This is a genomic window from Peptostreptococcus faecalis, assembly GCF_900240845.1.
Classification (GTDB): domain Bacteria; phylum Bacillota; class Clostridia; order Peptostreptococcales; family Peptostreptococcaceae; genus Peptostreptococcus; species Peptostreptococcus faecalis.
On sequence record NZ_OERU01000003.1, the window covers coordinates 80,515 to 106,300 of the forward strand.

32 protein-coding genes are annotated in these 25,786 nt (G+C 29.6%); 3 read left to right on the plus strand and 29 right to left on the minus strand.

Annotated elements, in window-relative coordinates; translation table 11 throughout:
* Positions 1-11 precede the first annotated feature (11 nt).
* The 3 genes from C0982_RS07100 (at position 12) to C0982_RS07110 (ending at position 3,886) form a co-directional block, all read left to right on the plus strand.
* A complete protein-coding gene (locus tag C0982_RS07100) occupies positions 12-920 on the plus strand; it encodes a hypothetical protein (protein WP_101773538.1) in 909 nt (302 codons plus the stop codon).
* 999 nt (positions 921-1,919) lie between these two features.
* Positions 1,920-2,951 carry a tyrosine-type recombinase/integrase gene (locus C0982_RS07105; protein ID WP_207653239.1) on the plus strand — a complete coding sequence of 344 codons (1,032 nt, stop codon included), beginning with the start codon at positions 1,920-1,922 and terminating at the stop codon, positions 2,949-2,951.
* Positions 2,945-3,886, plus strand: a complete 942-nt coding sequence (locus tag C0982_RS07110; RefSeq protein WP_101773540.1) for a S8 family peptidase — start codon at positions 2,945-2,947, stop codon at positions 3,884-3,886. Before C0982_RS07105 ends, C0982_RS07110 begins: the two co-directional genes overlap by 7 nt.
* Positions 3,887-3,919: 33 nt before the next feature.
* Here the strand turns inward: C0982_RS07110 and C0982_RS07115 are convergent, their stop codons facing one another.
* The 29 genes from C0982_RS07115 to C0982_RS10560 all read right to left on the minus strand — a co-directional run.
* Complete coding sequence (locus tag C0982_RS07115) at positions 3,920-5,065, minus strand: tyrosine-type recombinase/integrase (RefSeq protein ID WP_101773541.1); 1,146 nt, start codon at positions 5,063-5,065, stop codon at positions 3,920-3,922.
* A gap of 96 nt (positions 5,066-5,161) precedes the next feature.
* Entirely contained in the window at positions 5,162-5,404 is a 243-nt protein-coding gene (locus C0982_RS07120; RefSeq protein WP_101773542.1) for a hypothetical protein, read from the minus strand.
* Entirely contained in the window at positions 5,398-5,889 is a 492-nt protein-coding gene (locus tag C0982_RS07125; protein ID WP_242961526.1) for a crossover junction endodeoxyribonuclease RuvC, read from the minus strand. Before C0982_RS07125 ends, C0982_RS07120 begins: the two co-directional genes overlap by 7 nt.
* Positions 5,890-5,909: 20 nt before the next feature.
* Positions 5,910-6,092 carry a hypothetical protein gene (locus C0982_RS07130; RefSeq protein WP_101773543.1) on the minus strand — a complete coding sequence of 61 codons (183 nt, stop codon included), beginning with the start codon at positions 6,090-6,092 and terminating at the stop codon, positions 5,910-5,912.
* A 9-nt stretch (positions 6,093-6,101) separates the two neighbouring features.
* Positions 6,102-6,311 carry a hypothetical protein gene (locus C0982_RS07135; protein WP_101773544.1) on the minus strand — a complete coding sequence of 70 codons (210 nt, stop codon included), beginning with the start codon at positions 6,309-6,311 and terminating at the stop codon, positions 6,102-6,104.
* Positions 6,312-6,593, minus strand: a complete 282-nt coding sequence (locus tag C0982_RS07140; RefSeq protein ID WP_101773545.1) for a hypothetical protein — start codon at positions 6,591-6,593, stop codon at positions 6,312-6,314.
* A 1-nt stretch (position 6,594) separates the two neighbouring features.
* On the minus strand, positions 6,595-7,116 hold the full coding sequence (locus tag C0982_RS07145) for a hypothetical protein (RefSeq protein WP_101773546.1): 522 nt from the start codon (positions 7,114-7,116) through the stop codon (positions 6,595-6,597).
* A gap of 64 nt (positions 7,117-7,180) precedes the next feature.
* Positions 7,181-7,498 (minus strand): hypothetical protein, encoded by a 318-nt coding sequence (locus tag C0982_RS07150; protein WP_101773547.1) that lies wholly within the window; start codon positions 7,496-7,498, stop codon positions 7,181-7,183.
* Between the two features lie 12 nt (positions 7,499-7,510).
* Positions 7,511-7,687, minus strand: coding sequence for a hypothetical protein (locus tag C0982_RS10555; RefSeq protein ID WP_180946904.1), 177 nt, complete (start codon positions 7,685-7,687; stop codon positions 7,511-7,513).
* Positions 7,671-8,996: an ATP-dependent DNA ligase gene (locus C0982_RS07155; protein WP_101773548.1), complete on the minus strand. Its 1,326-nt coding sequence runs from the start codon at positions 8,994-8,996 to the stop codon at positions 7,671-7,673. The genes C0982_RS10555 and C0982_RS07155 overlap by 17 nt, the downstream gene beginning before the upstream one ends.
* The gene (locus C0982_RS07160) at positions 8,996-9,478 is read right to left on the minus strand and encodes a hypothetical protein (protein WP_101773549.1); all 483 of its coding nucleotides are present in this window, start codon (positions 9,476-9,478) and stop codon (positions 8,996-8,998) included. Before C0982_RS07160 ends, C0982_RS07155 begins: the two co-directional genes overlap by 1 nt.
* Positions 9,479-9,496: 18 nt before the next feature.
* On the minus strand, positions 9,497-10,192 hold the full coding sequence (locus C0982_RS07165) for a glucosaminidase domain-containing protein (RefSeq protein WP_101773550.1): 696 nt from the start codon (positions 10,190-10,192) through the stop codon (positions 9,497-9,499).
* A 60-nt stretch (positions 10,193-10,252) separates the two neighbouring features.
* Positions 10,253-11,437 carry a DNA (cytosine-5-)-methyltransferase gene (dcm, locus tag C0982_RS07170; RefSeq protein ID WP_101773551.1) on the minus strand — a complete coding sequence of 395 codons (1,185 nt, stop codon included), beginning with the start codon at positions 11,435-11,437 and terminating at the stop codon, positions 10,253-10,255.
* A 132-nt stretch (positions 11,438-11,569) separates the two neighbouring features.
* Positions 11,570-11,833: a DUF3310 domain-containing protein gene (locus tag C0982_RS10685; RefSeq protein WP_207653241.1), complete on the minus strand. Its 264-nt coding sequence runs from the start codon at positions 11,831-11,833 to the stop codon at positions 11,570-11,572.
* 36 nt (positions 11,834-11,869) lie between these two features.
* Positions 11,870-12,529 carry a hypothetical protein gene (locus tag C0982_RS07180; protein WP_101773553.1) on the minus strand — a complete coding sequence of 220 codons (660 nt, stop codon included), beginning with the start codon at positions 12,527-12,529 and terminating at the stop codon, positions 11,870-11,872.
* The gene (locus C0982_RS07185; protein WP_101773554.1) at positions 12,522-12,746 is read right to left on the minus strand and encodes a crAss001_48 related protein; all 225 of its coding nucleotides are present in this window, start codon (positions 12,744-12,746) and stop codon (positions 12,522-12,524) included. The genes C0982_RS07180 and C0982_RS07185 overlap by 8 nt, the downstream gene beginning before the upstream one ends.
* Complete coding sequence (gene nrdG / locus C0982_RS07190; RefSeq protein WP_101773555.1) at positions 12,730-13,242, minus strand: anaerobic ribonucleoside-triphosphate reductase activating protein; 513 nt, start codon at positions 13,240-13,242, stop codon at positions 12,730-12,732. The genes C0982_RS07185 and nrdG overlap by 17 nt, the downstream gene beginning before the upstream one ends.
* An 11-nt stretch (positions 13,243-13,253) precedes the next feature.
* Positions 13,254-15,431 (minus strand): anaerobic ribonucleoside-triphosphate reductase, encoded by a 2,178-nt coding sequence (gene nrdD / locus C0982_RS07195; protein WP_330399813.1) that lies wholly within the window; start codon positions 15,429-15,431, stop codon positions 13,254-13,256.
* The gene (locus tag C0982_RS07200) at positions 15,432-16,082 is read right to left on the minus strand and encodes a hypothetical protein (protein WP_145994510.1); all 651 of its coding nucleotides are present in this window, start codon (positions 16,080-16,082) and stop codon (positions 15,432-15,434) included. It lies immediately after the preceding gene.
* A gap of 27 nt (positions 16,083-16,109) precedes the next feature.
* Positions 16,110-19,250, minus strand: a complete 3,141-nt coding sequence (locus C0982_RS07205) for a PHP domain-containing protein (RefSeq protein ID WP_101773557.1) — start codon at positions 19,248-19,250, stop codon at positions 16,110-16,112.
* Between the two features lie 65 nt (positions 19,251-19,315).
* A complete protein-coding gene (locus C0982_RS07210; RefSeq protein ID WP_101773558.1) occupies positions 19,316-19,774 on the minus strand; it encodes a dCTP deaminase/dUTPase family protein in 459 nt (152 codons plus the stop codon).
* Between the two features lie 9 nt (positions 19,775-19,783).
* A complete protein-coding gene (locus tag C0982_RS07215) occupies positions 19,784-20,977 on the minus strand; it encodes an RtcB family protein (RefSeq protein WP_101773559.1) in 1,194 nt (397 codons plus the stop codon).
* Position 20,978: 1 nt separating this feature from the next.
* Positions 20,979-21,320, minus strand: coding sequence for a hypothetical protein (locus tag C0982_RS07220; RefSeq protein ID WP_101773560.1), 342 nt, complete (start codon positions 21,318-21,320; stop codon positions 20,979-20,981).
* Complete coding sequence (locus C0982_RS07225; RefSeq protein ID WP_101773561.1) at positions 21,304-22,140, minus strand: PD-(D/E)XK nuclease family protein; 837 nt, start codon at positions 22,138-22,140, stop codon at positions 21,304-21,306. Before C0982_RS07225 ends, C0982_RS07220 begins: the two co-directional genes overlap by 17 nt.
* Positions 22,141-22,144: 4 nt before the next feature.
* On the minus strand, positions 22,145-22,351 hold the full coding sequence (locus C0982_RS07230; protein ID WP_145994511.1) for a hypothetical protein: 207 nt from the start codon (positions 22,349-22,351) through the stop codon (positions 22,145-22,147).
* Positions 22,352-22,353: 2 nt separating this feature from the next.
* Entirely contained in the window at positions 22,354-23,358 is a 1,005-nt protein-coding gene (locus C0982_RS07235) for a hypothetical protein (RefSeq protein WP_101773563.1), read from the minus strand.
* Entirely contained in the window at positions 23,348-24,883 is a 1,536-nt protein-coding gene (locus C0982_RS07240) for a DnaB-like helicase C-terminal domain-containing protein (RefSeq protein WP_101773564.1), read from the minus strand. Before C0982_RS07240 ends, C0982_RS07235 begins: the two co-directional genes overlap by 11 nt.
* Positions 24,884-24,920: 37 nt before the next feature.
* Complete coding sequence (locus C0982_RS07245) at positions 24,921-25,283, minus strand: hypothetical protein (protein WP_101773565.1); 363 nt, start codon at positions 25,281-25,283, stop codon at positions 24,921-24,923.
* A 68-nt stretch (positions 25,284-25,351) separates the two neighbouring features.
* The coding region (locus C0982_RS10560) for a hypothetical protein (RefSeq protein WP_180946905.1) at positions 25,352-25,786 on the minus strand (435 nt) is incomplete at its 5' end.

The following is a 25,786-nucleotide window of genomic DNA, read 5'->3' on the forward strand; positions in this document are numbered from 1 at the left end:
GAGTAATAAAAGTGAAGAATGATATACTCTTTAAAAAAGGATTTAATAAGCAAGATTATTTATTCCCAACAAGTGGAAGAATAAAAAGTTCAAAGAATAGAATAAATATTTATTTCATACAAGATGGTAATGTTAGAGGGAGATATAAGGAGTGTTTGAATAATAATAGGTTAGTAGCACATTATGTGGTAGACGATACTTATTGCTTAAGATTGCTGATGGAAGATTGTTCTACTTATCATAGTTGGGCTAAGACAAATGATGTCACTATAGAGGTTTTAAACTCTAAATATGGTGATAAGACTCAAATAGAAAGAAATTTAGGTTCACTATTAAGAACCCTGTATGATAAATTCGGATTCCATCAAGGTAAGGTAACATATCATGGTAGATTGGGAAATGTTAATTTCAACAATGTAAAAATAATAGCAAATGCAAAACCATATGATATAACTACAAATTTAATAACACATAGCAACAACTTAAAACCATTAGCAGAAATATTGAAAATATGTAAGTTTAAAAAAGTAAAACATATTGAAAGAGATGGTGAAAAGTTAAATCATGACCAGGTTACAGATATGTGTTTCTATTGGGATGCATATTATGTCAATCATATAGGATCTAATGACAAACAGTCAACTTTAGGATACATTAGACGTTTCATAAATAGTAAGGCGTATTCATTAAGCAGATTAAATAAAGTTAAGTATGTTTGTTATTTCAATGATGCGGATGAACCAATAGCTAGATTATTAGCCTTTTTAGCTGGTGCAAGTTGTTTTAAGGACAATGGAAGTACTATGGAAGGGTCAAAGATAAGACAATTAAAAGCTAAAGGGTGGTTAATCTACATAAGTGGCATTGGTTCCAATCAGGAAGACACTGCAAGGCAATATATTCAGAAATATTTGGTGTAAAATAATAGTCAATAAAAGGCTGATTTTAATACGATTTTAGGGTATAAAACAGCTAAAATTTGCGTATAATGTTGCATTTCAGAAACAAATAGTGTTATAATAAGTATAAATAATTGTTAATGCTATATAAATCCAAAATGTTTATGGATACAAAAAAGGAGAGCTGGCGGGCTCTCCTTTTTGCATTATCTGTCCTTTTTTTCAATATATCTCTTAAAAAGAAATACTAAAATCTCTTTTATCGTGGGACATATAATAATTGTTATTGCTATAATCACTAAATCCAAAATGTTCACCTCCTTTCGGAGTGGACTAGTTATATTATACTACATATAGTTATATATTTTTATATTTATTACAAATAATTTCACAATACAATATGTAGTTGTTTAATAATGCAAAAACACTATATATAGAAACATCATAGTTATATTATAATTTAGATTCAAAAATAAAACAAGTTCTATTTTATAAATAAAATACTTGACTAGATTAATAGATTAAAAATATTAAAATCAAACTACAATAATCTATATATGTGTGCTATAATTATGTTAATTAGCATACGAAATCCTTATTTTTTTTAGGGATCAATGGGAGGAGATTGGTACCTCCTTCTTTTTTTTGCAAAATAAATTTTAAAAATTTGCATAATTAGAGTAAATAGTGGTATAATTAGATTACAAATAGGTTGTTAAAAAAGAACTGCGTTCATAGTTCTAACAAAGAAAAAGAGGAGAGCGGCTACTCTCCTCTTTTTTTGTTACTTGTACTTATCATCTAGTACTTTTTTGGCTAATATAAGTACTATACCAACAATAATTGGATATATTAGGTTATTAAAAACTGGTTCCATTGTCTAACCTCCTTTCGGAGAAATTGCCTTTTAGTGAGAAGGCTTCTTTAATTATATCATAAATAAAATTGTTTCAATTTACTAAATAAAATTATACTAGACACTATTAAGTGTCTTTTTTTTTATATAAAATTAGAAAGATGGTGATAAACATCAGTAAGAAAGTATACAATAATTTCCAGACACCAGAAAAATGGGATAATGTTAATAAACACAATAAGGAATTAATAAAAGATTATGAATTAGAACTCAAGGCTAGAGCTTTATCGGAAAAAACGATAGAACAATATAAAAATGATTTAAAGATATTTGCATGCTATACACATGATGAACTTGAAAATAAGCCATTTTACAAGGTCACAAAGAAAGAAATTAGAAACTTTGTTATAGATTTACAAGAAAAAAACGTATCACCGGCAAGAATCAATAGATTGCTTTCAGCGATACGAACAATGTTAGATTATGCTACAGAAGATGATGATTATGAAGATCAGTATGCAACTAATGTAGCAAGTAAAATAAAGGGATTAAAGAAAGATTCAGTAAGAGAAATAGTATTCTTAACTAGAAAAGAAGTAGACACTTTATATGACATATTAGTCTCTAAAAAAAGATATCAAGAGGCATTACTTTTAGCATTACTTATAGATACAGCCGCAAGAAAAAATGAAATATTCCAAATCAAAAAGAGTAGCATAACAAAAAAGGGGAAACTAACAAATAAAGTTACTGGAAAAGGTAATAAAAGATTTAGCTTGTCTTATAATATGCTTACTAAAAAAACATTCCCTCTATATTTAGAGCAAAGAGGTGAGGATGATAAAGATTTTCTATGGTATAAGAAAGATACTGTAAATGGTATTGTTGAATTAACACCACACAGATTCTATTCATGGATAAAGAGTTGGAATAAGTTGCTTGAAAAAGAGACCGGTATACATAAAAATTTCAATATACATAGTTTTAGACATACAGCTCTTGAGTTATTAAGCACTGGAGAACATTATATATGTGAGTTAATGGGAGTAAAGAAGTTTGAATTAAGCGACTTACAGATCTTAGCAAATCACAATGATATATCTATAACCAATTCTTATTTAAAAGATAAGACTGAAGACGAACTTGTCAATAAATTCCACGTGGAGGATGATGAGGATGGTGATGATGAGTGGTAGAGAAAAGAAAATACAACGACTTGAAACATGGTGAGTTTTTTTTACCAGAAGAATTGGATAATATTGATTTTCCAGATATACCACCTCATATAAAATTACTAAACCCTCAAGTTATGTGGGAAAAGGGTATCACTGGTGAAGGGGTTAAAGTTGCCATAATTGACTCTGGATGTGATATAAATAACCCTCTATTGAAAGGGAAGATATCTCATATATGCAACTTAACTAGAGATGATGATGGTGACAGGGCTAATGTTACAGACTATTCGGGGCATGGAACCCATGTTGCATCAATAATAGCATCAGACAATTATAACGACTTAGTTGTAGGAATAGCACCAAATGTAAAGCTTATGATATATAAAGTAATAGAAAAAGATGGACAAGCTAGATATGAAAACATAGCTAGAGCCATATATGCGGCAATACAATCTGGTGCTGACATTCTTAATATCAGTTTAGGGGGGAGTCAAGAGGCACCCCAAATTCACGAGGCTATTAAAAGTGCAATTAAGATGAATGTTTGTGTTGTAGTTGCGGCAGGAAATGGGGGCAATGGTGAAAGTGATTTATCAGGCTTATGGTTTCCGTCTTGTTATCCAGAATCAATCCAGGTAGGGTCTATAGGTTCTAATAAAAAGGCTTCCAAATTTACAACAACAAATCACTTTACTGACTGTGTTGCAGTGGGGGAGAAGGTGCTTGGTTTATCTCAAGAGGGTGGATTTGAAGTACTTAATGGTACATCTCAGGCTGCACCCATAGTATCAGCTTCTCTTGCCTTGCTAAAAGAGTGGGCTAAGAAAGAGTTCAAAAGAGACCCTAGTGAATCAGAGCTATATTCTCTACTCATCAAAAACACTAAGACTATCAAGGGTGTGTCTAGAAACGCTCAAGGAAAAGGATACGTAGTATTTAATAAAAATACACTATAAAAGCCATGCGTTAGCATGGCTTCCTTTTTTTGTTTACATATTTATTTTCTTATTTACAGCGCTCACACTTGCTTTATTGACATCTTTAAATAAATGTACATAAATGTCTTTTGTTGTCCTAATGTTTTTGTGATTTAAGAGTTTGCTTATTTCCTTGATAGATAAACCATCTTCATTAAGCATTGTGGCATATGAGTGCCTTAATCCATGGAAAGTCACACCTTCTATTCCATTTTCATTCATAATTTTTTTAAATTTTATACTTAAAGAAGATGGATTTGTTAGCTCGAACTTTCTATTTAAGAACAGTAGGTTTTCTATATTTTTTGCACCTGGTGTGGACATTTTTTTATCCCAAATTAACTTATACTCCATTAAATTTTCCTTTAAAGCATCAGGTATAGCAAGATATAATGGTTCTTTATTTTTAGTATATGGTTGAAGAGTAGGTTTTTTATTCTCATCCCTAACTATTATTTGATTTATTGTAATAATATTTTCATCTAGGTCTATATTGTCCCAACTTAATCCTAATATTTCTGATTCTCTAAGACCTAGTGACGCACCTAATAACATTTGGAGACCTATATCAGTGCCCTTTGTCTTTTTTAATATCTCATTTAAAACGTCATAGTCTAAAACATTATCTTTTGCTTTTTTAGGATTTCTTCCCCATATTTTTAGACCTACAGTTATATCTCTATCTATAAAATTATTTTGTAAAGCATAATGAACACCTTTTCTTATTACAGCAACTATTATATTTACAGTAGATTTTGACAATGTTTCAGCTTTCTTGTCTATAAAATCTTGCAAGTCCTTCGTTGTCATTCTAGAAACTATATAATCAGAGATACCATTTTTCTCGTCATTTATATGACTGTTATATGCCCCCATATATGCATTGTAAGTGTTTCCAGATTTATATTCTCCACGTTCTCTTTCTTTTTTAAAAGCTTCTTCTATGCATTCACCAAATCTTTTCTTATGGTTTATCTCACCGATTGTCTTTATCTCACCAGTATTAATTTTTCTTTGTATCTCTTCTCTGTTTATTTCTGCAGCTTCTCTTGTTTCAAAAACTTTAATTCTCTTGTATTTTATTTTATCTGTTAATTTGTCTCTATAACTAATCGCTGTTTCTAATTTTCCTTTATTTTTTCTAATAACTGCCCTCATGATATACCTCCTTGTTTATTATTATGATTATATTATATCATTAAGTTTAACTAATATCAACAGTTATTTAAGATTAAATAAAAAATAGCCTTATGGCTACTTTTTATCTCCATTAAAGAATTTAAAATCCATAGAGTTACCATTTACTACCATGTCAAAAGCCTCTCTAAGGCATTGCATATAGTATATTTTATCCTCATCTGTGGCTTCCAAATCCTTTATTACTTCCTTTACAAATGATGTGTGAGTCATATATTGCTTGATTATCTCATCTAACTCTCTTTCATCACAATATATTTCTTGACTGCCATCTACTTTATTATTTGTTATTGTTAACATTCCGCCTCTCTTCCTACTGCGATTGCTATGCCTATAGCATCATATATATCGCTTGTTTTTTTCTTGCCAGTCTTGTCGCTATATTCACCAATGTCAATGCAATTTTCTTGAATATATTTAGCAACCTCATCTTTTTTTGCTCTACCACTTCCTGTAATTATCTTTTTAACTGTGGTTGGTGCTAGGTATACAGTTTTAATAGAACATTCTTTATAGACCATTCTACAAACAGCACCTAAAAGTTTCCTCAATACCATAATAGTAGCTGTTCTGCTGGATATGAACTGATTTTCTATTCCCACAAGTTCAATTTTGTTTTCATATTTCTTAATTATATTTTTAATTTCATCTACTATATAGTTGATCCTTTCATCTTCGCTTTCAAACTTATCTTTTTTTGTTTCTATTTTACCACTTAAAATAACGTTTTCTTTATTATCTACAACACTATATCCTGTTGATGTCATAGATAAATCTAATCCCAATATTAACAGTTTACCACCCCTTAATATAATTCATAATGTTTTATATGTGTTCTCATAGCTTTTTCTAATTCTTCACCAATTATAGAAGATAGAATCACACTTTCATTGCTATCCAACCCTTCATATTGCTTGGCAAAGAATATCTTTATTTCTTTTCTTATTTCATTTTGTCTACTTAAAAAATATTCTTTTTTATTTTCCATGTTATCACCTTAATTCAGTGGTTCTTTTTCAGCCATAATCATTTTTTGGTATATTTTTTTACCATCTTCAAAAAGGTTATCAAAAGCCTCATCAGCTTGTTTACCCCTACCATACTGTGTTCTCATGTTTGCAATTAAAACTAAAAACTCTGCGGTTAAGGTTGTTATATCACCTTTTATAGTTCCTTTATTATTTTTACTTAAATCTATATGTATCATTTATATGCTCTCCCATTTCAATATTTTATTACAACTTACTTCATATTCATCACTTTTTGATAAAATTGTTATTCTATTTGATCTCGCAATTAGGTTTTCTTCATATTCATTGACTATTTCGCTTATTAGTGATTTTATATCCTCTTGATAATAAACCTTTTTATTTTCAATTTTAAAAAATCTAAGTTGAACCACATATGTTATTATTATCAGCTTTGTACCATTTTCACGAGAATCCAATAAGAAGTTCAATAATTGTCTTCTTTTACTCATACTATTCATATTATATATTCTCCAATCGCACTATTTTGGTTGGTTCTTCATCTTCCCATTTTATTGAAGGAAATTTACACTTAAGCCCTTCTAATTTTTTTGCATCTATAGACTTCCAATATCCCCATTCTTTAAGTTTTATTGGCACTTCTTTTTCACCATATACCCTTCCGTTTTCGTCTTTAGAAATCCAGTTACATTCTTCATCAATATACTTCATTGCTTTTAACTCTTCATCACTACACTTTTGAACTGTCTTGGTAGCCACGTGGTCTACGTCGTCTTCATCAATACATTGTTCATATTGATTGTATACTCTGTCTACTGTATGATATACAATCGTTATTTCGTCATCGTAATAATCAAGAAACTGTATATCTTCAATCTCATATATAAATTTACCTTCCACAATCTTGTCACCAATTTTATACATTGGCCTTGGGTTTAATCCAAATTCTTTTCTAATTATATCTATAATTACTTCAGGATTTTTCACTTCAAGTGTAAATTTAATTCTTTTGTTTAATTCCATTTGTATTTTCTCCATTTTATCTCTATTTTTTTAATTTTCACATAATAAAAGGACGATTTTATTGCTACACTCTATATATTGTGACATTCTGTTCCCCTTTATCTATCTCTAATTCAACCAATGAACCTGTGATTTCTGACCTCTCAATACCTTTAGAAATAGTATATGTGGCTTTAGTCTCATTTAATAATATTAATTTATCTATAATGTACTGCTTAGAATACTTATATCCCATTTTTTCCATTTCTTGATTTAATAGATCTACATATATCGTTGTAGATCTAACTTTATTATCATGCGTTTTAGTTAACAATACATATAAATCTATTTCTGACTTTCTCAACTCTGATAATATTATTTCTTTAATTAATTCTTTTTTCATTTTTAATTCTCCTTAAATTTTATTTATTAATTTTCTTATTCCTTCTATTATGCATAGAAACACCTCTATAATTAGCATTGCTATAAATATCATCGTTCCTATACATAATAATGGTACTGCTACTACTATCCATAATGGCATGAGTAATATGACAGCTAAGATGTCATAACCATTAGACATTTGTTTCATTTTTATCATCCCTTATTCTATGGTTGTAGCTTGCAAATCCTAAGGCATAGCCTAGTCCCGACTCATTCTGTGTTATTTTTTGGTATTTAACTTCTATAATTTTATTTAAATAATATTCTTTATTATTCCAAATATCATATCTTTCATCTTCTGTAAATCCAGAACCCACATTACATCTATTAGGAATGCCGTCATATCTAAACTCAACTACTAACGAACCTAGTACCCCTTTATTCTTTCCATTACCTTCTATAAAGTCAACTATCCTAACATCAGCAATTAAATCCTTCTTTAGTTTCAATATAGCATCTGTTCTCATTCCTTTATAAGGGGCATCAGCAAGGTTTATCATTATTCCTTCTTTCCCCATGTCATCACATTCCTCAAGCATTTCCATTAGCTGAAAGTGACTGACTTTCCCAACCCTATAGAAGTCCATATCCTCTGTTGTGAAGACTATATTGCTATCAAGTGTACTTAATGTGTTTATTAAGTCATTATGTCTATCTATATATGGAGCATCTGAATAACCTTCAAAGAAGTCTTCTACATCCACTTTATCAAAAGCTATAAATGAAATATCTTTTTTATCAGATAATTTTAAATTTATAACAGAACAAGTTTTTTGAAATCTTTCTTCTTCAGTATCAAAAACTCCCATATGAAGCAGTTCACCGTCATAAACAGCACTAGGAACTTTGTCTGATTTAAATATTTCTTTTAATTCATCCAACCCAAATATTTCTTTTCCTTGTCTTGAGAACATTGATACATTGCCATCTTTATCTTTAATTATGGCACATCTCACACCATCTATTTTTTCAGAAACAACGTATTCCTTATCATAATCAAAGAATCCCTTCTCAACCCTTTCCATGTACCCTTTAGCTCTCATAAACTCTAGTATGGTGATAGACTCAGGGATTACTTTATTTAAGGTTTTTGCAGTAAGGCCTATCTTCAAAGTCTTAGTTATTAACCCTATTATAGTTTCTCTATACTGTTCTGGGTATAAATATAGAAATGACTTTACTATAGCTAAATCTTCTTTTCTTCCTGTATTATTTTTCTTTAAATACTCCAATAAGTCCATTAGACACATATTTGGATGTTCATCATATTTAATTCTTTTTCCTATTTTTTTCCTATCTATTCCAGTAGTTATTGCTGGATCTAGAAGAAACTTAACAACTTCTATGGTTGGTGATTCTTTATCCGATAACTCTTTAATGTATGCTTGTTTATCATTAACACTTTTTATATCTTTTAATTTTGTTAGTTCTTCAAATATTAATGTATCTTTATGCATTATTTATCTCCTTTGTATGCGTATGTATAAGCTATTTCATTTTCCATATCTCTAGCTATTGTTAATAAACATTCTTCGTTCTCTTCTATTTTTATATTATAGTAATCTTCCATTATCCCATAATATTTTTTATTTATAACAACTTCTGCTATATCATATAATGGAGAATTAAAACACTCTTCAGTCTCTTGATTTATTTGGTTTAGAACACAATTGAATACATTCCTATTGAAAAGTTCACCACCATAGAACATCTTTTCTACACCCACAGAGTATAATTCTTTCGATAGTTCTCTTAGTAGTTTTGTTACCTTTAATATGTAATCTATATCTAAGTCATGTTCTTTCTTCTTAATATAGTTCAAGTCGCCCTTTTCTATGCTAATCTCACAAAAAGAACCTTCTAAAAGTTCATCTATTAATTGTTTTGCCTCAAGTGCCTTTCCTTCAAAATCATAATTACAAAGTGCTAAATTCTGCATTTTAATTCTCCTTATATTTTAATTTAATTCATTTATTCTATACATTGTATCTTTTGCTATTCTGTTGACTTTTGCAGCCCAGTTACCGCCTACACAATATTTTGAACCTATTTTAGAAACTGATATTCTGTCCTTTTTTGTGTTACCTGTATATATGTATCCTTTACTCAAAAAATCTTGCATATATAATAATGATTGTTTTTTATCAGAAAATCCCAAATATCCATATGTTTTTCTTGTTTTTCCATTCTTGTCCGTTGTGAGATATGCTCCTTTGATTCCTCCCACATTATTTTTAACCCTATATAGATAGCTTGATCCGTTCCAGCTTTCTAATCTTATTACCGATATTAGGAATAATGCGTTTATAGGTTTTTCACTATGTTCTATTTGATATAGGGTTGGTGCAAGTTCTTTCATTCTAGCTGGGAGAAGCTGTTTAATCTCATCTTGAGACAAACAAGATATTACTCTAACATCATTCTGACTGTAACCACCCACTCTTTTCTTCTTAGCTGTCTTAGTCTCTTCTAATTTTGTATATGTTTCAAGCTCTAACTCTGGTTCTTCCATCTCTATTAGTTGTTCTTCAATTGCCATGGAATCATATTCCTCAATATTATTTTCGATATCATTAGCAAAAATCGGATTGATCGTTCCTACTAGTAGTATTGTGGTCGCTAGGCTTAGCGCCATTCTCTTCTTAAAACTCAAATTAATTCTCCATTCTCTTTTTATTTTTTTAACTTTTAAATTATGTTATGTCACTGCTATTTAAACTGCTATTTTTTCACATTTATAGACAATGTTTAACATAGACTCTGGAATCTCTTTTATAATTTCTTCTAGCACATTTACAACTATGCTGTTACCAGCTTGCTTGTACAGTTGTGAATTACTATTTACTTTTTCTGCTTTTTTAAAATCTTCTACATCAAACCCCATTAATTTCCAGTATTCACATGGGGTTAACTTTCTAATATGTGTTTTACTATCTACAACCCCTATTGATGGTTGGGTAGTTAATGTTTGAGACTTTTGTTCACCTACTCTTCCACGTCTAGTCTTGCTGTCTGGATAAGCTAAATTCACACTATCACCTACGTTTGCAACTTGGTATCCCTTCTTTGTAGCATTTTTTATGTACAAAGGCCCACTAGATACACTTTTTGTTAATTGGTTTTTTGTGACTAAAGTGGGACATATATTGTTTTTTCTTACTCTTAACCCCTCATCATATCTAAAGTCTGCTACACATTTTGGGCCTTTATAATCTCTTGCACATAGAGTCCCTACTACTTCTGTCGACATTCTAGCCCTATTGGAACTATATGTAGAATAAAGTATTTTATCAACTTGTTCTTGAGTTAAATAAAATTTTTCATCAACTTCTTCATCTAGTAAATCATACAATGTTAATTCCAATGGTTTCTTTTTAGGGAATTGATATTTTTCTTCACCTAAAAAACTTATCACAAAAATTCGTTCTCTACTTTGAGGTATTCCATAATCTGTTGCTGACAGAACTTCATAGTTACTTGTGTATCCTAAATTTTCTAAGGATTCTATGTAGTTATCAAAGTTATGTTTATGTCTTTTAGAAATAACATTTTTTACGTTTTCCCAAACAACAACTTTAGGTCTTATTTTCTCTATAATCCTCACACTTTCATGCATAAGGCTTGAACGTGTCCCACTTCCTTTGTCACCACCTTTGTTGCTACCAGCTATGCTATAATCCTGGCATGGACTTCCATGTATTATAACGTCCACATTATCAAAATTCTTGTCCCATTGTGTTATGTCTTGTGGTTCAAATGAAGTTCCATTTAATGCATTGTATGATGCTACAGCATATTTATCTATTTCTACATAATCCAAGACTTCATGCTCTATCTCAAGTCTATTTAATGCTTTTGTAAATGCACCAATTCCACCAAATAATTCTATAATTCTCAAATTTTCCTCCTTATAATTGACTTAACATAAAATTTATGCTAACATAAAAGGGCATAGAAATCCCTTTGTTTATGCTTTCGCACAACATATTTTGTTTTTCTACTACCCTTTCATGATACTATAATTTAATTGTTATGTCAATACTTTTTCTTCTTTTTTATCTTTAAATCTTTTTAAATACCATATCGCCTTATCTAGATCTTGATATCCACCCTTATCATTACATCTCCATATATACTTAATTGCATTAGATAAAGATACCGATTCTTTGGATGTGAAGTCACTACAGATATATTCCATAGCGTCTATACACTCTATATCACCTCTATTATATCTGGCAGGGTGATTTATTTCTTCTTTTATTATGTTTTTTTGTTTTTTATTATCTTTTTTTATGTCAAAATCACTCCATTCTGTATTAAAATCGTGGTTTTATTGTTTGTGTCTCCACCTACATATATTGTTAATTTTCATAAGCTTTAAAGGTTCTTTTTCTAAATCTAAATTTTTAAAATAATGGGCTATATGTGAACAAGAAAATGCATCTGTATAATGTATATACCTTTTCCCCCTTGCACTTGTAGACAATAAATTTCCTGAATCACCTACATATAAATAATTATATGAATCCGCCATTTTATCCACCCAACTCAATTGTTCCAAATTGCATCTTTTTAATGTTTCATTCTCTTCTTCGTACTTAATGTTATAGAAAAACTTACTGTAAAGTTCCTCTGAATTTGTTATATTATAACCTTGAAATACTCCAATATCATTATAAATCAATGATTCTATTTCTCCTATACCTTCTTCAAAATACACTTTGTCACCTACTTTGAATTTCGGTATCTCTAGAGGGATTATATTCCTCATAATACCTAATATGGACTTCTTGTATTTCACCCAAGCTCCATAAATATGTTCGTTCTCATAAAAACACTCTAAATCCCCATCTTTTATCTTAAAATATCTACTACAATTTTCATTACTAAGATAGGCCTCAAATATTTGTTCTTCCTCTAAATTGTAGTATTCCATCGCAAATTCTATTAATTTTAACTCTAACTTATCTTTTTTATTATTTTTATCCATTATTTTTCACTCCACGATTTTGTTCTTTACTTTTAACCATTTCATATCTAAGATTCAATATATTAAAGTATGGCATCATTGCATCATGCTGTAATGTAAGTAATAACTTGTCGGTATCATCTAATTCACTATCTTCTTCTAACAATATCTCGGTTATTTTTACCATTCTTTCGTCTAATTCTTTTAATTCTCTTCTCATCCTACTTATATAATTCATTTTTTTCTCCATATAAAATTATTTTATTTTCTTTTAAACTTTTTTGAACATCAATTACCCTTTGATTTGTAGAACCAGCATATTTATAATTCAAATCTGCTTTTTCTTGTTCAAACTTTCCGTCTACCAATACGTCTATATACTTTAACAAATCAGGTGTCCTCATTAATTCCTCATATCTGTATCCAGTATATACCCATATCGTTTTGTTAGGATTAGTTTCTTTGAAGAACTTAATTATCTCTGAAACTTCTTTTCTATTTCCTAGGTGAAATGGATCTCCCCCACTTAATGTTAAGCCAGATATATAAGATTTCTTCACCTTATACATAAGTTCAACCATTGCATTAGCATCAAACTCTATTCCACTATTTGTATCCCAAGTTTCCTTGTTATGGCAAGATGGACAACCATGAGAACATCCAGCTACCCATAATACAGTTCTTAATCCTTCTCCGTTTAGCATGTCATCCGTTGTTATGTTATGATAATTCAATTTATCACCTCTTACATGCTTATTCTGTCTTTTATTTCTGCCATTTTACCAGCATTTAATCTTGTGTCACCTTTTACTCTACTATAAGATAGATAACCATTCATCCTATCTATCTTTGTTAGATTTCTGCTTCCACACTTTGGACAAGTATCCATGTTTAGTTCTTCATGCCCACATTCTTCGCAATAAGAAAGAGAGAGATTTATCCCTTCATAAAAACCTAAGTCCATTGCTCTTCTAACTAGGTCTTTAATTGCTTTTTTATTATATGATATTGGGTATTTACAGTATTGTATTTTTCCACCATTACACAAATCCCAAAATCTTTTCTCATAATCCTGTTTTTCTATAGGGCTTATATTCTCAGATACATGGCAGTGAAATGAATTTGAAACGTATTCCTTATCGGAAACATTCTCTACTATTCCATATTTCTTTCTAAATTGTTGAACTTGTTTCATAGTTAATGATTCGGCAGGAGTACCGTATAGGGCGTACAATAAGCCATCTTCTTCTTTGAATTTTTGGGCCTTTCTATTAATATAACTCATGACTTCCAATGCAAAATTACCATCTTCAACTAAGGATTTCTGATTATAAAGTTGTTGCAACTCATTTAACGCTGTTATTCCGAAACTCAAAGTGAAAGATTTTATTACAGATTTAATTTTTTCCTCTGGGTCTAAGTTTCCACCATAGAATCCTCCTTCACAAAAACCTAAAGGGTTTGTTTTAGCTTTCATTTCACCTAAATAGTTAAAAGTTCTAATATGTATTCCTCTTATTAGTTCTAAATAATAATCTAAAACATCATAAAAGTTTTTATTCTCTTGCTTTGATTTAGCTAAAATCATAGGTAAATTTAAAGATATTGCCCCTAAATTTGCTCTACCTATAAAAATAGGTTCATCTTCATTATTTAAAGGTTCTATTCCACCTTCTTGATACCAAGGAGAAAGAAAGGCTCTACATCCCATTGGGCTAACTGCTTTTCCGTATTTTTTATACATATCTGATACATAGCCTTCGCCAGTTAAACTTAAAAAGTCTGGATACATAGCAACTGAGGAACAGTCTATAGCCAAGTCGAATATATCTTCTGATTCCTTGCCCTCACCATGTAATTCTTCATCATATAAAAATATTAATTTGGGGAATAAAACTGGTTTTTTATAACCCTTTTTCCCCTGCCCTTCTTTTCTTACCTTTAAACATGCCTCCGATATCATTTTTCCAAAAGTATCGTCTTGTAATCCAAATGTAATCGAAGTAAAGGGGTAGTCTCCCCTGCTACTACCAACAGTGTTTAACTTGTATTCTAAGCCTTGGAATCCTTGTTCTAAATCTCTTTGCACTTTTCTCATAGTATATCTGTCTCTTTTTTTCTTATATCTTTCACTTTGCAAAAGAGAATCTATTTCCATATTTAACGATTCACAAGTAGCCTTATTAACTTCATCATATTCTTTTGAATACTTATTATAAGACTTTATAACATACTTATGTAGTACTTTGTCTATTTCTGGGACTGTGAGCCCACCGTATTGTTGACTAGACGCACTTGTTATTATATCCCCCAATACGTCAAATGCTGTATCTATAGTTTTTGGTTCATTATACCAAATGTTACCCATTTCAAATCCATCAGATAATATTTTTTCTACATCTAATAAACAACAATTTAAACAGTCTCTTCGAGCATTCATATCATGGATATAGATATATCCATCCTTTATAGCTTCTAATTCTGGTATGGATAAGAAGAATCTTTTATATAATTCTTTATTTAATTCACCATAAATCAAGCTTCTCTTTGTTGATACAAGCGTTGAATCTGCATTGCTATTTTCTTTGTCGCCTATATACATTATCTTCTGTGCTTCCTTGTAGACATCATCAAGCATTGCTACAAAATCAGTCTTATAATTACGATAATCCTTGTAAGACTTTGCAACATCTGGATTCACGTCATCTAAGGCCTTTTCTACAATTCTATGCATATCTAAGACAGAAACTATTTCTTTATTTTTTTCATCAATATATTTTTTTACAGCCTCATAAATATTAATTAAATCTTCATCTTTTAAATCTACCAAAACTCTGTTCGCTGATTTTCTGACCGCATTATATACTTTGTCTATATCGAAGTCTTCTAATATTCCATTCTTTTTTTCTACTTCTATTGTCAATTAACCACCTATTCTTTCTATTAATGTGGGATACTCATTAGACCACTTCACTGAACTAAACACTTTATCCTTAATTCCAAATTCTTTGCCTAAATCTTCTTTAGTTCTCCAAACAGAAAAATAAGTATCTTTATAAGGTTTTGTCTTATATAGATATAATCTTCCATCCTGGTCTTTTGCTATCCACTTATATTCTTTCGGTATATCCCAAATTTTTATTTTAGGTTGAGATTCTGAATATTCAGCCTCGTCTTTCCCTATAATTATATTTCCTTGATATTCTATATTAGGAAAGTCAAAAACTTTCTTTACTTTTCCTAATATTTTTTCATCGAAACTTTGGCATACTACCTTATCGTTCTTTTTCAATTGGATACAACTTATATTCTTAGCATAAAATAATTCATGTCCATTGTATGGTTTTATTAACACATAAGAATCTCTTATATCTCTTTTTTCCGTTCTTAGTATTATTTTTTCACCATGTGATAACTTCTTTACAGTCTTTCTATTTTTAGTTATTGAAAACTCTTCAATAGTTATACTTATAGTTTCTCCTTCACTTAGTTCCTTGTGAAGTGTTAAAGGATTACTTTCCAACATGTTAAAACCATTTTCCAATAACTCTGTAACATATAGATCTCTCAGCATATTTTCTTTCAATAAATCATTCCTTTCTTATGAGACGGATTCAAAACTAGATAACCAATAATTATATTCGGTTCTAGACTTAACCCACTCACCATTTATTTTTATATTTCGTGGTTTTCTTTCAATTCTATTTATTTTTATAAAATTGCTATTCCCTCTTGAAACAATTCCTTTTATATTTCCATTTGTTCTTAAAGTACTTCTTTTCCCATCTGATATATTTACCAAAGACACTTTATAACTCTCCACCTCATCTATTATATAAATAGCCTTATCGAAACTTTCTATGGGGGTAACTAACCCTGTATATTCAAATTCATTTTGAACCTTCTCTAAATCAGATATATCTTTATTGGGATAAGTTTCCATTATCATAGATATTAATTTCTTATTATTTATTTCTTTAAAAAGAGATGTCGTTTCTTTTGTAGAGCATTCCTTCAATATAGATAATTTAATTCCACAATCATTCTTTTTAATTTGTTTTGACTTAAAATACTTTTTATATATTTCATAATATCTAAGTAAATATTTTATTTTTCCAAATTCTGAAAAGAAGTCTAATTTTATTAAAACTTCCATTTGTCTTTTATCTAAAGTTCCTTCTACTTCACTTAATAGATCGAAGAAGGTCAAGTCTTTATTTCTAAGCGAATATAAGAACTCCCCACTTTTTTGATTTAGATATTTTATGCTTTTAATACCTTTATATATAGTGTTGGTTTCTCTGTCAAAGAAGTATTCTGACTTTGAATATCTGAATTTTGCTTTTTCTAGTTTTATTCCAAAATACTTAAGTTCATTTGTTAGCTTTGCTGTTCTTGTAATATCTTCTTCATATATATTTAAAGCTACTGAATAATATTCTAGAGGATAATGAGATTTTAAATACGCTCCATATAGACTGTCGTACGCATAGCAAAGTGAATGGGATGAGTTAAAACTATACTTAGCTGAATCCTCAACTACTTGCCATGTTTCCTCAAATCCTTCTTCTTTACCAACTTCTCTTATCCAACCCTCATGAAGTTTCTTTTTTAGTTTTTCCAACTCAGTTCCGTTTAATGTTTTTTTACTTATTTTTTTAAGTATGGTATATGAATCTGCTTCATCCACCCCTAACCAAATTAAATACTTCATTATAGATTCTTGATACATCATATAATGGAATGAGTCTTTTAGTATGTTATCTAATTCTTGTACGCCAGTAGTATAAGGCTTTCTTTGAATGAAATTCTCTAATAGTGATTTAAACCCTGGTCTTATCGCAGCCACGAATGCACATAATTCTGATACATTCTTAGGTTTATATCTTGAGACTAACTCCGTAGCATAATCTGAATCTGCTTGGTTTATTGTGCAAGTTAATCCATTTTCATATATTTTGAAAGTCTTCTCATCGAGCATTTTATCCAGTTCTTCCACTGTAGGGATATTGATTCCAGCTAACTTACAAGTATCTTCAATTATCTTTAGTACAGTAACAGCTAAGTAATCATTTTTTAAATATTTATATTTATCACAATCAGCACCGTCTAAATTACAACAGTAAATAGGATTACCTTCCTTGTCATTTTTTAACCGAACATAACCTAAATGTTTATCTATTGGTTCAGTTCCTAGAATCATTGAACAAGGTGAAGGCGAAAGACCTTCTATGACACCTACAAATCTTTTACTATCTACTAAAGCATCGCCCCACTCAGGATTTTCTTCTTCTTCCTCTATTTTTTTCCAATCTTCTCTTTTTTCGAGGTCTTTAATATATTTTGCGAACTCATTGTAATCGTTATGTTCGTATCCCTTAGATTTACAATATAATCTAAAAGAACTTGATATTTGAAGAGTTTTATATACTATCAACCATCCACAATTGTCTTTTCCTATAATATCTTCACTTGCTTTAATTAACGCACTTTGATTAGAAGTATTTATATCTATATCCGGCAAGGATCTAGAATCGAGTATTCTACTTATACTCATGAATCTAGTCGGGTAAAGAGTAACGGGTGATTTAAGTCTATCTATATCAGTTAATTTTAATAATTTATTTATATAGAAGGAAGGCGCAGACCCCCTACCTGTTTTAGTTACATAGCAACCATATTTAGAACGTGCATGTTCTGTAATTTTGTTTGTAAGCAAGAAGTATTCTTCCATATTAGTTTTCTCTACTATTTCAACTTCATCTCTTATAGCTTTTAGATACTCATTATTTCTACCAATAACATCTGATTTTTTCTTTTCTTCTAACCATGTTTCATTCATGAGGGTTTTTAATTCTTTATTTGGGTTATTAGAAATTTTAGGCATTTTTATTTCTTTATTATAAATTGTTATTTCTTCACATTTATTAAAAATCAAGGTATTCTTTAAAGCTTTTATTATTTCACTTTTACTAAAAACACCTTGTTCTTCATATCTATTTAATATAGTTTTAACATTAGGAAAATCTAATATAAATCCTTCTTCCTCTGGATAATAGATTCCTTTGCCCTTCAAAAATAAATCTCTATATTCTAAATCTTCCGGGTGAATGTAATGTGAGTCATTAGCATGGATTAAATTTATCCCATACTTATTAGCCATAGTTTTTATGAACTCATTATGTTTAACTTGTTTATCGTTGGTGTGTGCTTGTATTTCTAAGAAAAAATGTTCCTTAAAATAGTCCTTAAACCACCTTATAAATTCTTCAGACTTATCGTTCCATAACGCACCTATACCTGCAACACACGCTGATGTGACTACAACGTCTTTTGGATTTATTATTTTTTCTATCATTCTAAAATCTATTCTAGGTTTATAGTAAAATCCATTCTTATTAGCTTGAGTCATAAGGAAGTTAATTTGTTCAACTCCTTTGTTGTTCAATGCGACTAAAACTATATGGTAATTACTTCTGTCTTTTTCATTAGCATCTTCAACAAAATAAGCTTCACAACCCATTACCATTTTTATTTTTCTATCTTCTGATAAATCCTTGTTATACTTTTCTATAATATTTAAAGTCTTAAAAGGTGAACCTTGATATCCATGTTCCGTTGTAAAATAATGAGTATGCCCTAACTCAATCATTCTTTCTATGTAATCTTCTATTTTTGTGATAGAGTCTATCGTTGACATATTTGAGTAATGAGTATGTTTATGATAATTGTGGTAAATCATTTCATCTTCATTTATTTGTATCTTAATTCAGTTCACCTACTTTCTTCTTATACAGTTGTATCTCCTTAATTCCCAGTAGAACCAAAACCACTGGTTCTTGCTGTCTCTAAATTTTCCTCATCATCAACTGTAAGATAATTCATAAATATACCTTGGAATACCCTTTCACCTGCTGATATCCTCACAGTTTTATCAGACAAGTTTCTCAACTTAAATCCAATATTTCCATCATTATCTTCATTTTCATAATAATCACTATCTATAACACCTGTAGTGTTTGCAAGCACTAGGTTCTGTTTAATTCCCAATGAACTTCTTATATGTAGTAATAAAACCTCGTTTTTATTCATGCAGGCCTTTACGTCAGTAAATATCAGTTCTGAAGTGCCATAGGGTTCTATTTCTATATCTACTGGTGTACAAAAATCATAGCCAGCTGAATAGTTTGTCCCTCTCTTAGGAAGTCTTATTTTTGTGTTTTTATTTTTTCTTTTATTATCTTTTACTATTTCAAATTTCCTCATTCATTCTCCTTATGCTTTAAAGTTATATATTGGTTTAATATGCTTTAAAATATTAACTGTATCTCCTATATTTGATATTATTTCTTCCTTATTTTTATATGCAAAAGGTGCTTCGTCTAGAGTTGATTCCTTTACAGAGGTTGTATATATTCCTCTCATAGATTCTTCAAAATCACTCAATTTAATGATTTCTTTAGCTTGAGTTCTACTTAGGGTTCTGCCTGCACCATGTGGTGCTGATTCATTCCAATTATTATTTCCTTTTCCAATACAGATTAAAGAACCATCTCTCATGTTAAGTGGAATGATTACTTTCTCATTTCTCTTTGCTGAGATAGCACCTTTTCTCACCATATTTGTCTCTGGGTCTATATAGTTATGTACGGTCTGCCAAATATTTTTAGGTACAAGATTAAGTTCTTCTAAAATTGTATTTAACATAGTCTCTCTATTTTTAACTGCATATTCTTGACATATCTTCATGTCATGTAAATAATCATACGCAGTTTCCCCAGATAGATAAGATAACTCTTTAGGTGTTTTTAATGTATTTTCTTTAAGTTGCTGTATATTCTTTTTTATTTCATACGCTTCCCATTTAGGACTATTTTCTTCAATCTTTTTTGAAACATATTCTCTTTGTTTAGTCTTTATGTTCTGCATATGTTCTATTGCTTTTTTTTGATAATATTTAGCAACTTGATTTCCAATATGTCTACTTCCAGAGTGAATCACTAGGTATATATTGTCTTCATCGTCTTTATTTACCTCAATGAAATGATTACCCCCACCCAATGTTCCTATTGATAGCTTTGAACGTCCTATATCTACGTGTTCTTTGCAAATTAAATCCTCTATCCTATTAAATTTCCTTTTAGGTTTTAAATGTACATTTGTTCCAAAAGGTATTTTTTTTCTAATAATATCATCTAATTCCTTTAAGTCAATTTCAACCTTCCCTAATTCAGCAACAGCAAGTCCACACCCAATGTCTACTCCTACTAGATTGGGGATAGCTATGTCTTTGAAATTAGCTGTAAATCCAATAACACACCCTTTACCAGCATGGCAATCTGGCATTATTTTAATACTAACATCTTTGCTAAAAGGTTGATTCAACAGTGTTATAATTTGTTTTATCGTCTCGTTATCAATGTTATCTGTAAATACTTCAGCTGTATTGTACTTCCCTACTAAATGCATTTTATTCTCCTTTTTTGAACTTATCTGCCATTGCAACTTTATATGTTTCATAATCTTCCTTTAACTCATTAATAGTTACATCAGGATTTATCTTTATTAATTTCTTTACTTCTTTTATTTTTTTATCTAACTCCTCCATTGTCGCTGAAGGTTTAGTTTTTAAATGATGTCTTGCCAACCCATCCAGTAATCCACTTAATGTTCTGTAATATCCCAAAACATCAAAATAATGGTCTTCCTTTTCAAAGAAGTTGTTGCTCTTTGGTTTAGCTTTAGACTTTTTAACCAATATGAAATTGTGGCTATCTATATCGATTAAATAGTTTTTACCTAGTTCTACCATAATGTTTTTTTGCTCCTATCTTTTCCCTAGCTGTTGGACATATATCTAGATTACTGCATAGATTCTCACAGAAAAATATATTAACGTTTGGTTTCCAATCTTTTTCTATCCTAGGATCTTTTTCTTTTATGGACTCATATATTTCCTTTACAAAATCTTTAGCCTTCTGTATATTCTCCTCATTGAACTTAACTTTAACTAATCCTTTTTTATCTTGATTCTCCACTGTATTTCTTTCTTTTAGTGTTCCTCTTTCATTTTTAGTATATTTACACATGTCGAAATATAGGTTTCTAACTTCTAATTCTGGATATTTTTCCTGTAAAGCTAGTCCGTAGATTATCAACTGTATCTTTTTTTCCTCTAATTCTTTTTTAGAAAACTTTGAAGATGACTTGTAGTCATATATATCTATATATTTGCCATTTATAGTATATAGGTCTATATATCCTCTCATCATTACATGAGATACTTTTACCTCAAAATATTCTTCTATTTTGAATTCATCGGCATCTATTTTGTTGTAATTACTAAAATATAGCAAATTACATTCTTTAAAGTTCTTCTTTGAATTAGGCGTAGGAAACTTATAATCTAATATTTCTGTACTATCTAATGCATCCAAGAATTTTTTTTGTGCATCTTCTTTAGTAATATTTTCTTGTTGAAGTTCTTCTAGTAATCCATGTATCGTAGAACCCATAAATGAATATACATTATCTTTCCTTTCTGCATCTTTAATATACGTTAGATAATATGCATAAGGACAAGTTTTAAATGTCGTTAATTTACTATAACTAAATAACTCTCTCTCTATGATGTCCCTACTCTCTTTCTATATTTGTAATTCCACCCAATTGAGTTATATTTACTTCCTCGAACTCAATCGTTGCATTTTCTATTAAAAAATTTCTTTTTTCTGAAGTGTTCATGTTTTCCCATTTTTCTTCTTCTATTTCAGCTTGGCAATAACCGTATATATCAGCTTTTATATTTGCCAAATCGCCATAAACCGTAATTTTTTTTGTCATAATTAATTTATAATTTCGCAACAGTTGTCTTTTAATTTCTCCCAAACTTCCAATCCATTATCTGTTGGCGAATCTTTACTACCTTCCTTTAAATATAAATTTTCTCTATCTATCATTATCTTTATTTTAATATTCATTCTTTCAGTAAACATAGCTAATTTATTAGCATTTCTCAGAATAACTTCTTCATCAACACCTTCATCAAAACAAATTGTCACACTTTTTGGTGTAAGTTTCGCTATTTCTTTGCATTGTTCCGTTGAAATCATAGACCCGGATAAAGCTAATGCATTATTATATCCCATAGAATCTAATTGCATCACAAATTTTTCAGCCTCACCAATATAAATATTTTCAGCACAATATAATTCATTATAATTATTTGAATATCCGTACAGAATATTGCTCTTTTTAAAAGGGATTAATGGCAAGTATTTGTATTTTTTATACTCTTCACCATTTCTATTTAGCCTCCCAATTATTCCACATAACTCTCCTTCTGGTGTCCTATGTGGTATAGTTATCCTATTTGTTTCTTCATCATAGCCTATGTCGAATTTTCGTTGTGTTTCTATACTAATTCCATCTTTTAGAAATTTTGTATTCCAATAATTAGAATACTGTTCTAATATTTCTTCATCATATACATTTATTTCTATTTTTTCCTTGAATACAATTCCTTCAAAAACTCTAGATACACTCTCATTATTATATTTTTTTAAAAAATCTACTTTTATATCTAAGAGTTTCTTTATGTCACTTATGATGTTTGAAAATCTAATGTTTTTATGTTTACTTATTAAAGTGAATATGTCCCCTTTTATGGATCTTGAAAAATCTATCGCACCTAAACGTTCGTCTAAATATATTACAATCGCTCTAGGGTTAGATTTTTCTTTCAATCCACATCTAATTTCTTTTCCTTCTTTTTTTATATTGAAGTAATTGTAGAACTCCAATACCTTTATTATGTTATCATCTTGAAGTAATGTTTCCTTAATTTGCATTTATATTTTTTCTTTGAGGTTTGCAGAGACAAACTTCTCTTAATGTTCCGTTATCTCCCTCAGCTTCTAAAATTACTGCATAATTACCCTGGTGAGAGTTTTTCCCTTCTCTTAATTTGTCTAAGAATAGAACTTTATAATTCTTATTTGGATCTAAGTAATATGGGTCGGAGTTATAAACCTCTATTCCTTTCTCATTTACTTCTTTTCTTGCTGTATATGGATTGCAATAGTATTTTTTATTATCTTCTTGCATTTCTTCTTCATATATATCTCTTATTAAGAATAAGTTTTGACATACTTCTTTAACCTGTTTTGAATTAGATAAAGCATTTTCATCTAAAAATAATCTACCTTTTGTATGTGGAGCACACTGCATTGTCGCAAACACCTTAACATTGCTAGATTCATATTTATTTGCAAAATCGGCTAATCTTCTAGAGTCTTCTATTAATCCTATCCAAGCACTTTCTCTCTTGTTGTCGAAATCCATTTTAAATGTGTCATATATAAAAAAAGTACATCCATGTTTTAAATGATATTCTCTGAATTTCTTTTCTACGTATTCCATTTTTGCTGTTGGTAAAGCTATGAAGTGTATTTTCCCTTTATACTCTTCATCCCAAATTTTTCTAGCCTTTTCAAGCATTTCAATATCTTTATCTGTTAATGCAGACCTACCTTCTTTAAGTTTTTTCTTATTTATATTTTTATATTTCAACTTTTCATGTAAAGTCCACATTAAGAAATTATCTAAGAATGGTTTAACACTCTGTTCATTGGAACATATAACTACTTTTTCACCTCTATAGACCATAGCCATAGTCAGTGGTACAACTAACATAGATTTTCCTACACTTGAGTATCCTGCTAAAACAGAAAATGAACCTTCTATTAATCCGTTAGCCTCATAACTAGTTTTAGGAAAAGCAATTATATCATTCCCATTTATATCTATCCCACTTATGTCAAAGTGTGTTCCTGTTTCTTGACCTGAAAGTGTACTTTCTATATATTCTTCTGTAAAGTCAATTACAGTCTCTTTTATTCCTTTATCTATATCAACTATTCCAAAATTATTTACATGATACTCATAAAATTCCTTAATTTCTTGAGAACTCATTTTTTTAAAAAACTCAAATGGAACTATTTTTGTTCCCTCAAAATCATATTCCTTAAAAAGATCCATCCCCATATCACATAAGGTAAGGTATATATCATTCTTACATATCTTATCTATATAATTTAAAAAATTTTGAGTATTTGCAATATCTTCATAGTTTGATAAAACTCTCCACACTTCATTATCTAGAAAATAAGTTCTTTCTTCCTCTGAAAGTCTACCTTTAACTTCTAATTGGGTGGCAGAGTTATAATTTTCTTTTTTTAATTGTTTCGCTATTCTCCACAAAATGCTATACTCTATCGACTTAAAATAAGAGTCCGGTATAGTATAGTCATCGAGCAATGTCAAATCTTTAAATATGCAACATATTGCTTGAGTCTCTGGGAATTCTCTTTCCATTAATATCTTTATTGGGTATTTACTTTTTAAACCTTCACTAAATATTTTTTTCCCTCCATTCTTTTAATGTGTCAAATATCGTCTTCTTTTTTTTAAGAGTTTTTTTATTAATTCCTCCTAAAAAACTATTTGGTATGTATAAATTTTTGTCTGTTTTTATAATTTCTTTCTTTTTTTTAATTAATTCCATCACATAATAATGTAATTTTTCTTGATTCTTCTTTATGTTTGGCATTAATAATATAATGTCAAAAGAATATTTTTCTATTATTTCTTCAATTTGTTTTAAAGTGAGTTCTTCTTTTAGGATTTCCAATTCATGTTCCCAATCGTACTTACTAATTCTTTTAATATCTAACTCACTAAGTATTTTCATTTTTACCTTTTCTTCATTTATCAATTTATTCTCCTTTTGCAAGGTACATAAGGGGGGTACCCCCTTAGTTTTGCAAAAAAATATTGGATTTATTATGCTATCCCAATATTTAATTCTTCAACAGCATATTTGATTATTTCTATAGTACGTTCTAATTTTAATCCTGTTAAATTCTTAGTGCCATCTGCATCTAATACTTCCCTTACTTTATTTTTAAAGTCTTCATTTTTCAAATAATGTTCTTTTATAAATTCAAATCCGTTTTCTTTTGCGAAGATTTCATATTTATCTTTAGCCCTTATTTTTTCCTTTTCTTTTAATTTTTTTTCTTCATTTTCTTTTAAAGCTTCTTTTTTGTATTTTTCATATTCTTCATCAGAATACTCATCTTCTAAAGAGGCTCTCATGCCTTTTTCTATTATCCCAATGAATTCAGAGACACTTTTTCTTCCATCATAAATCATATATTCAGGTATTGAATCTTCAATAAACCTGCAACCTGCATCAACTCTAGTATTTCCTCTAAA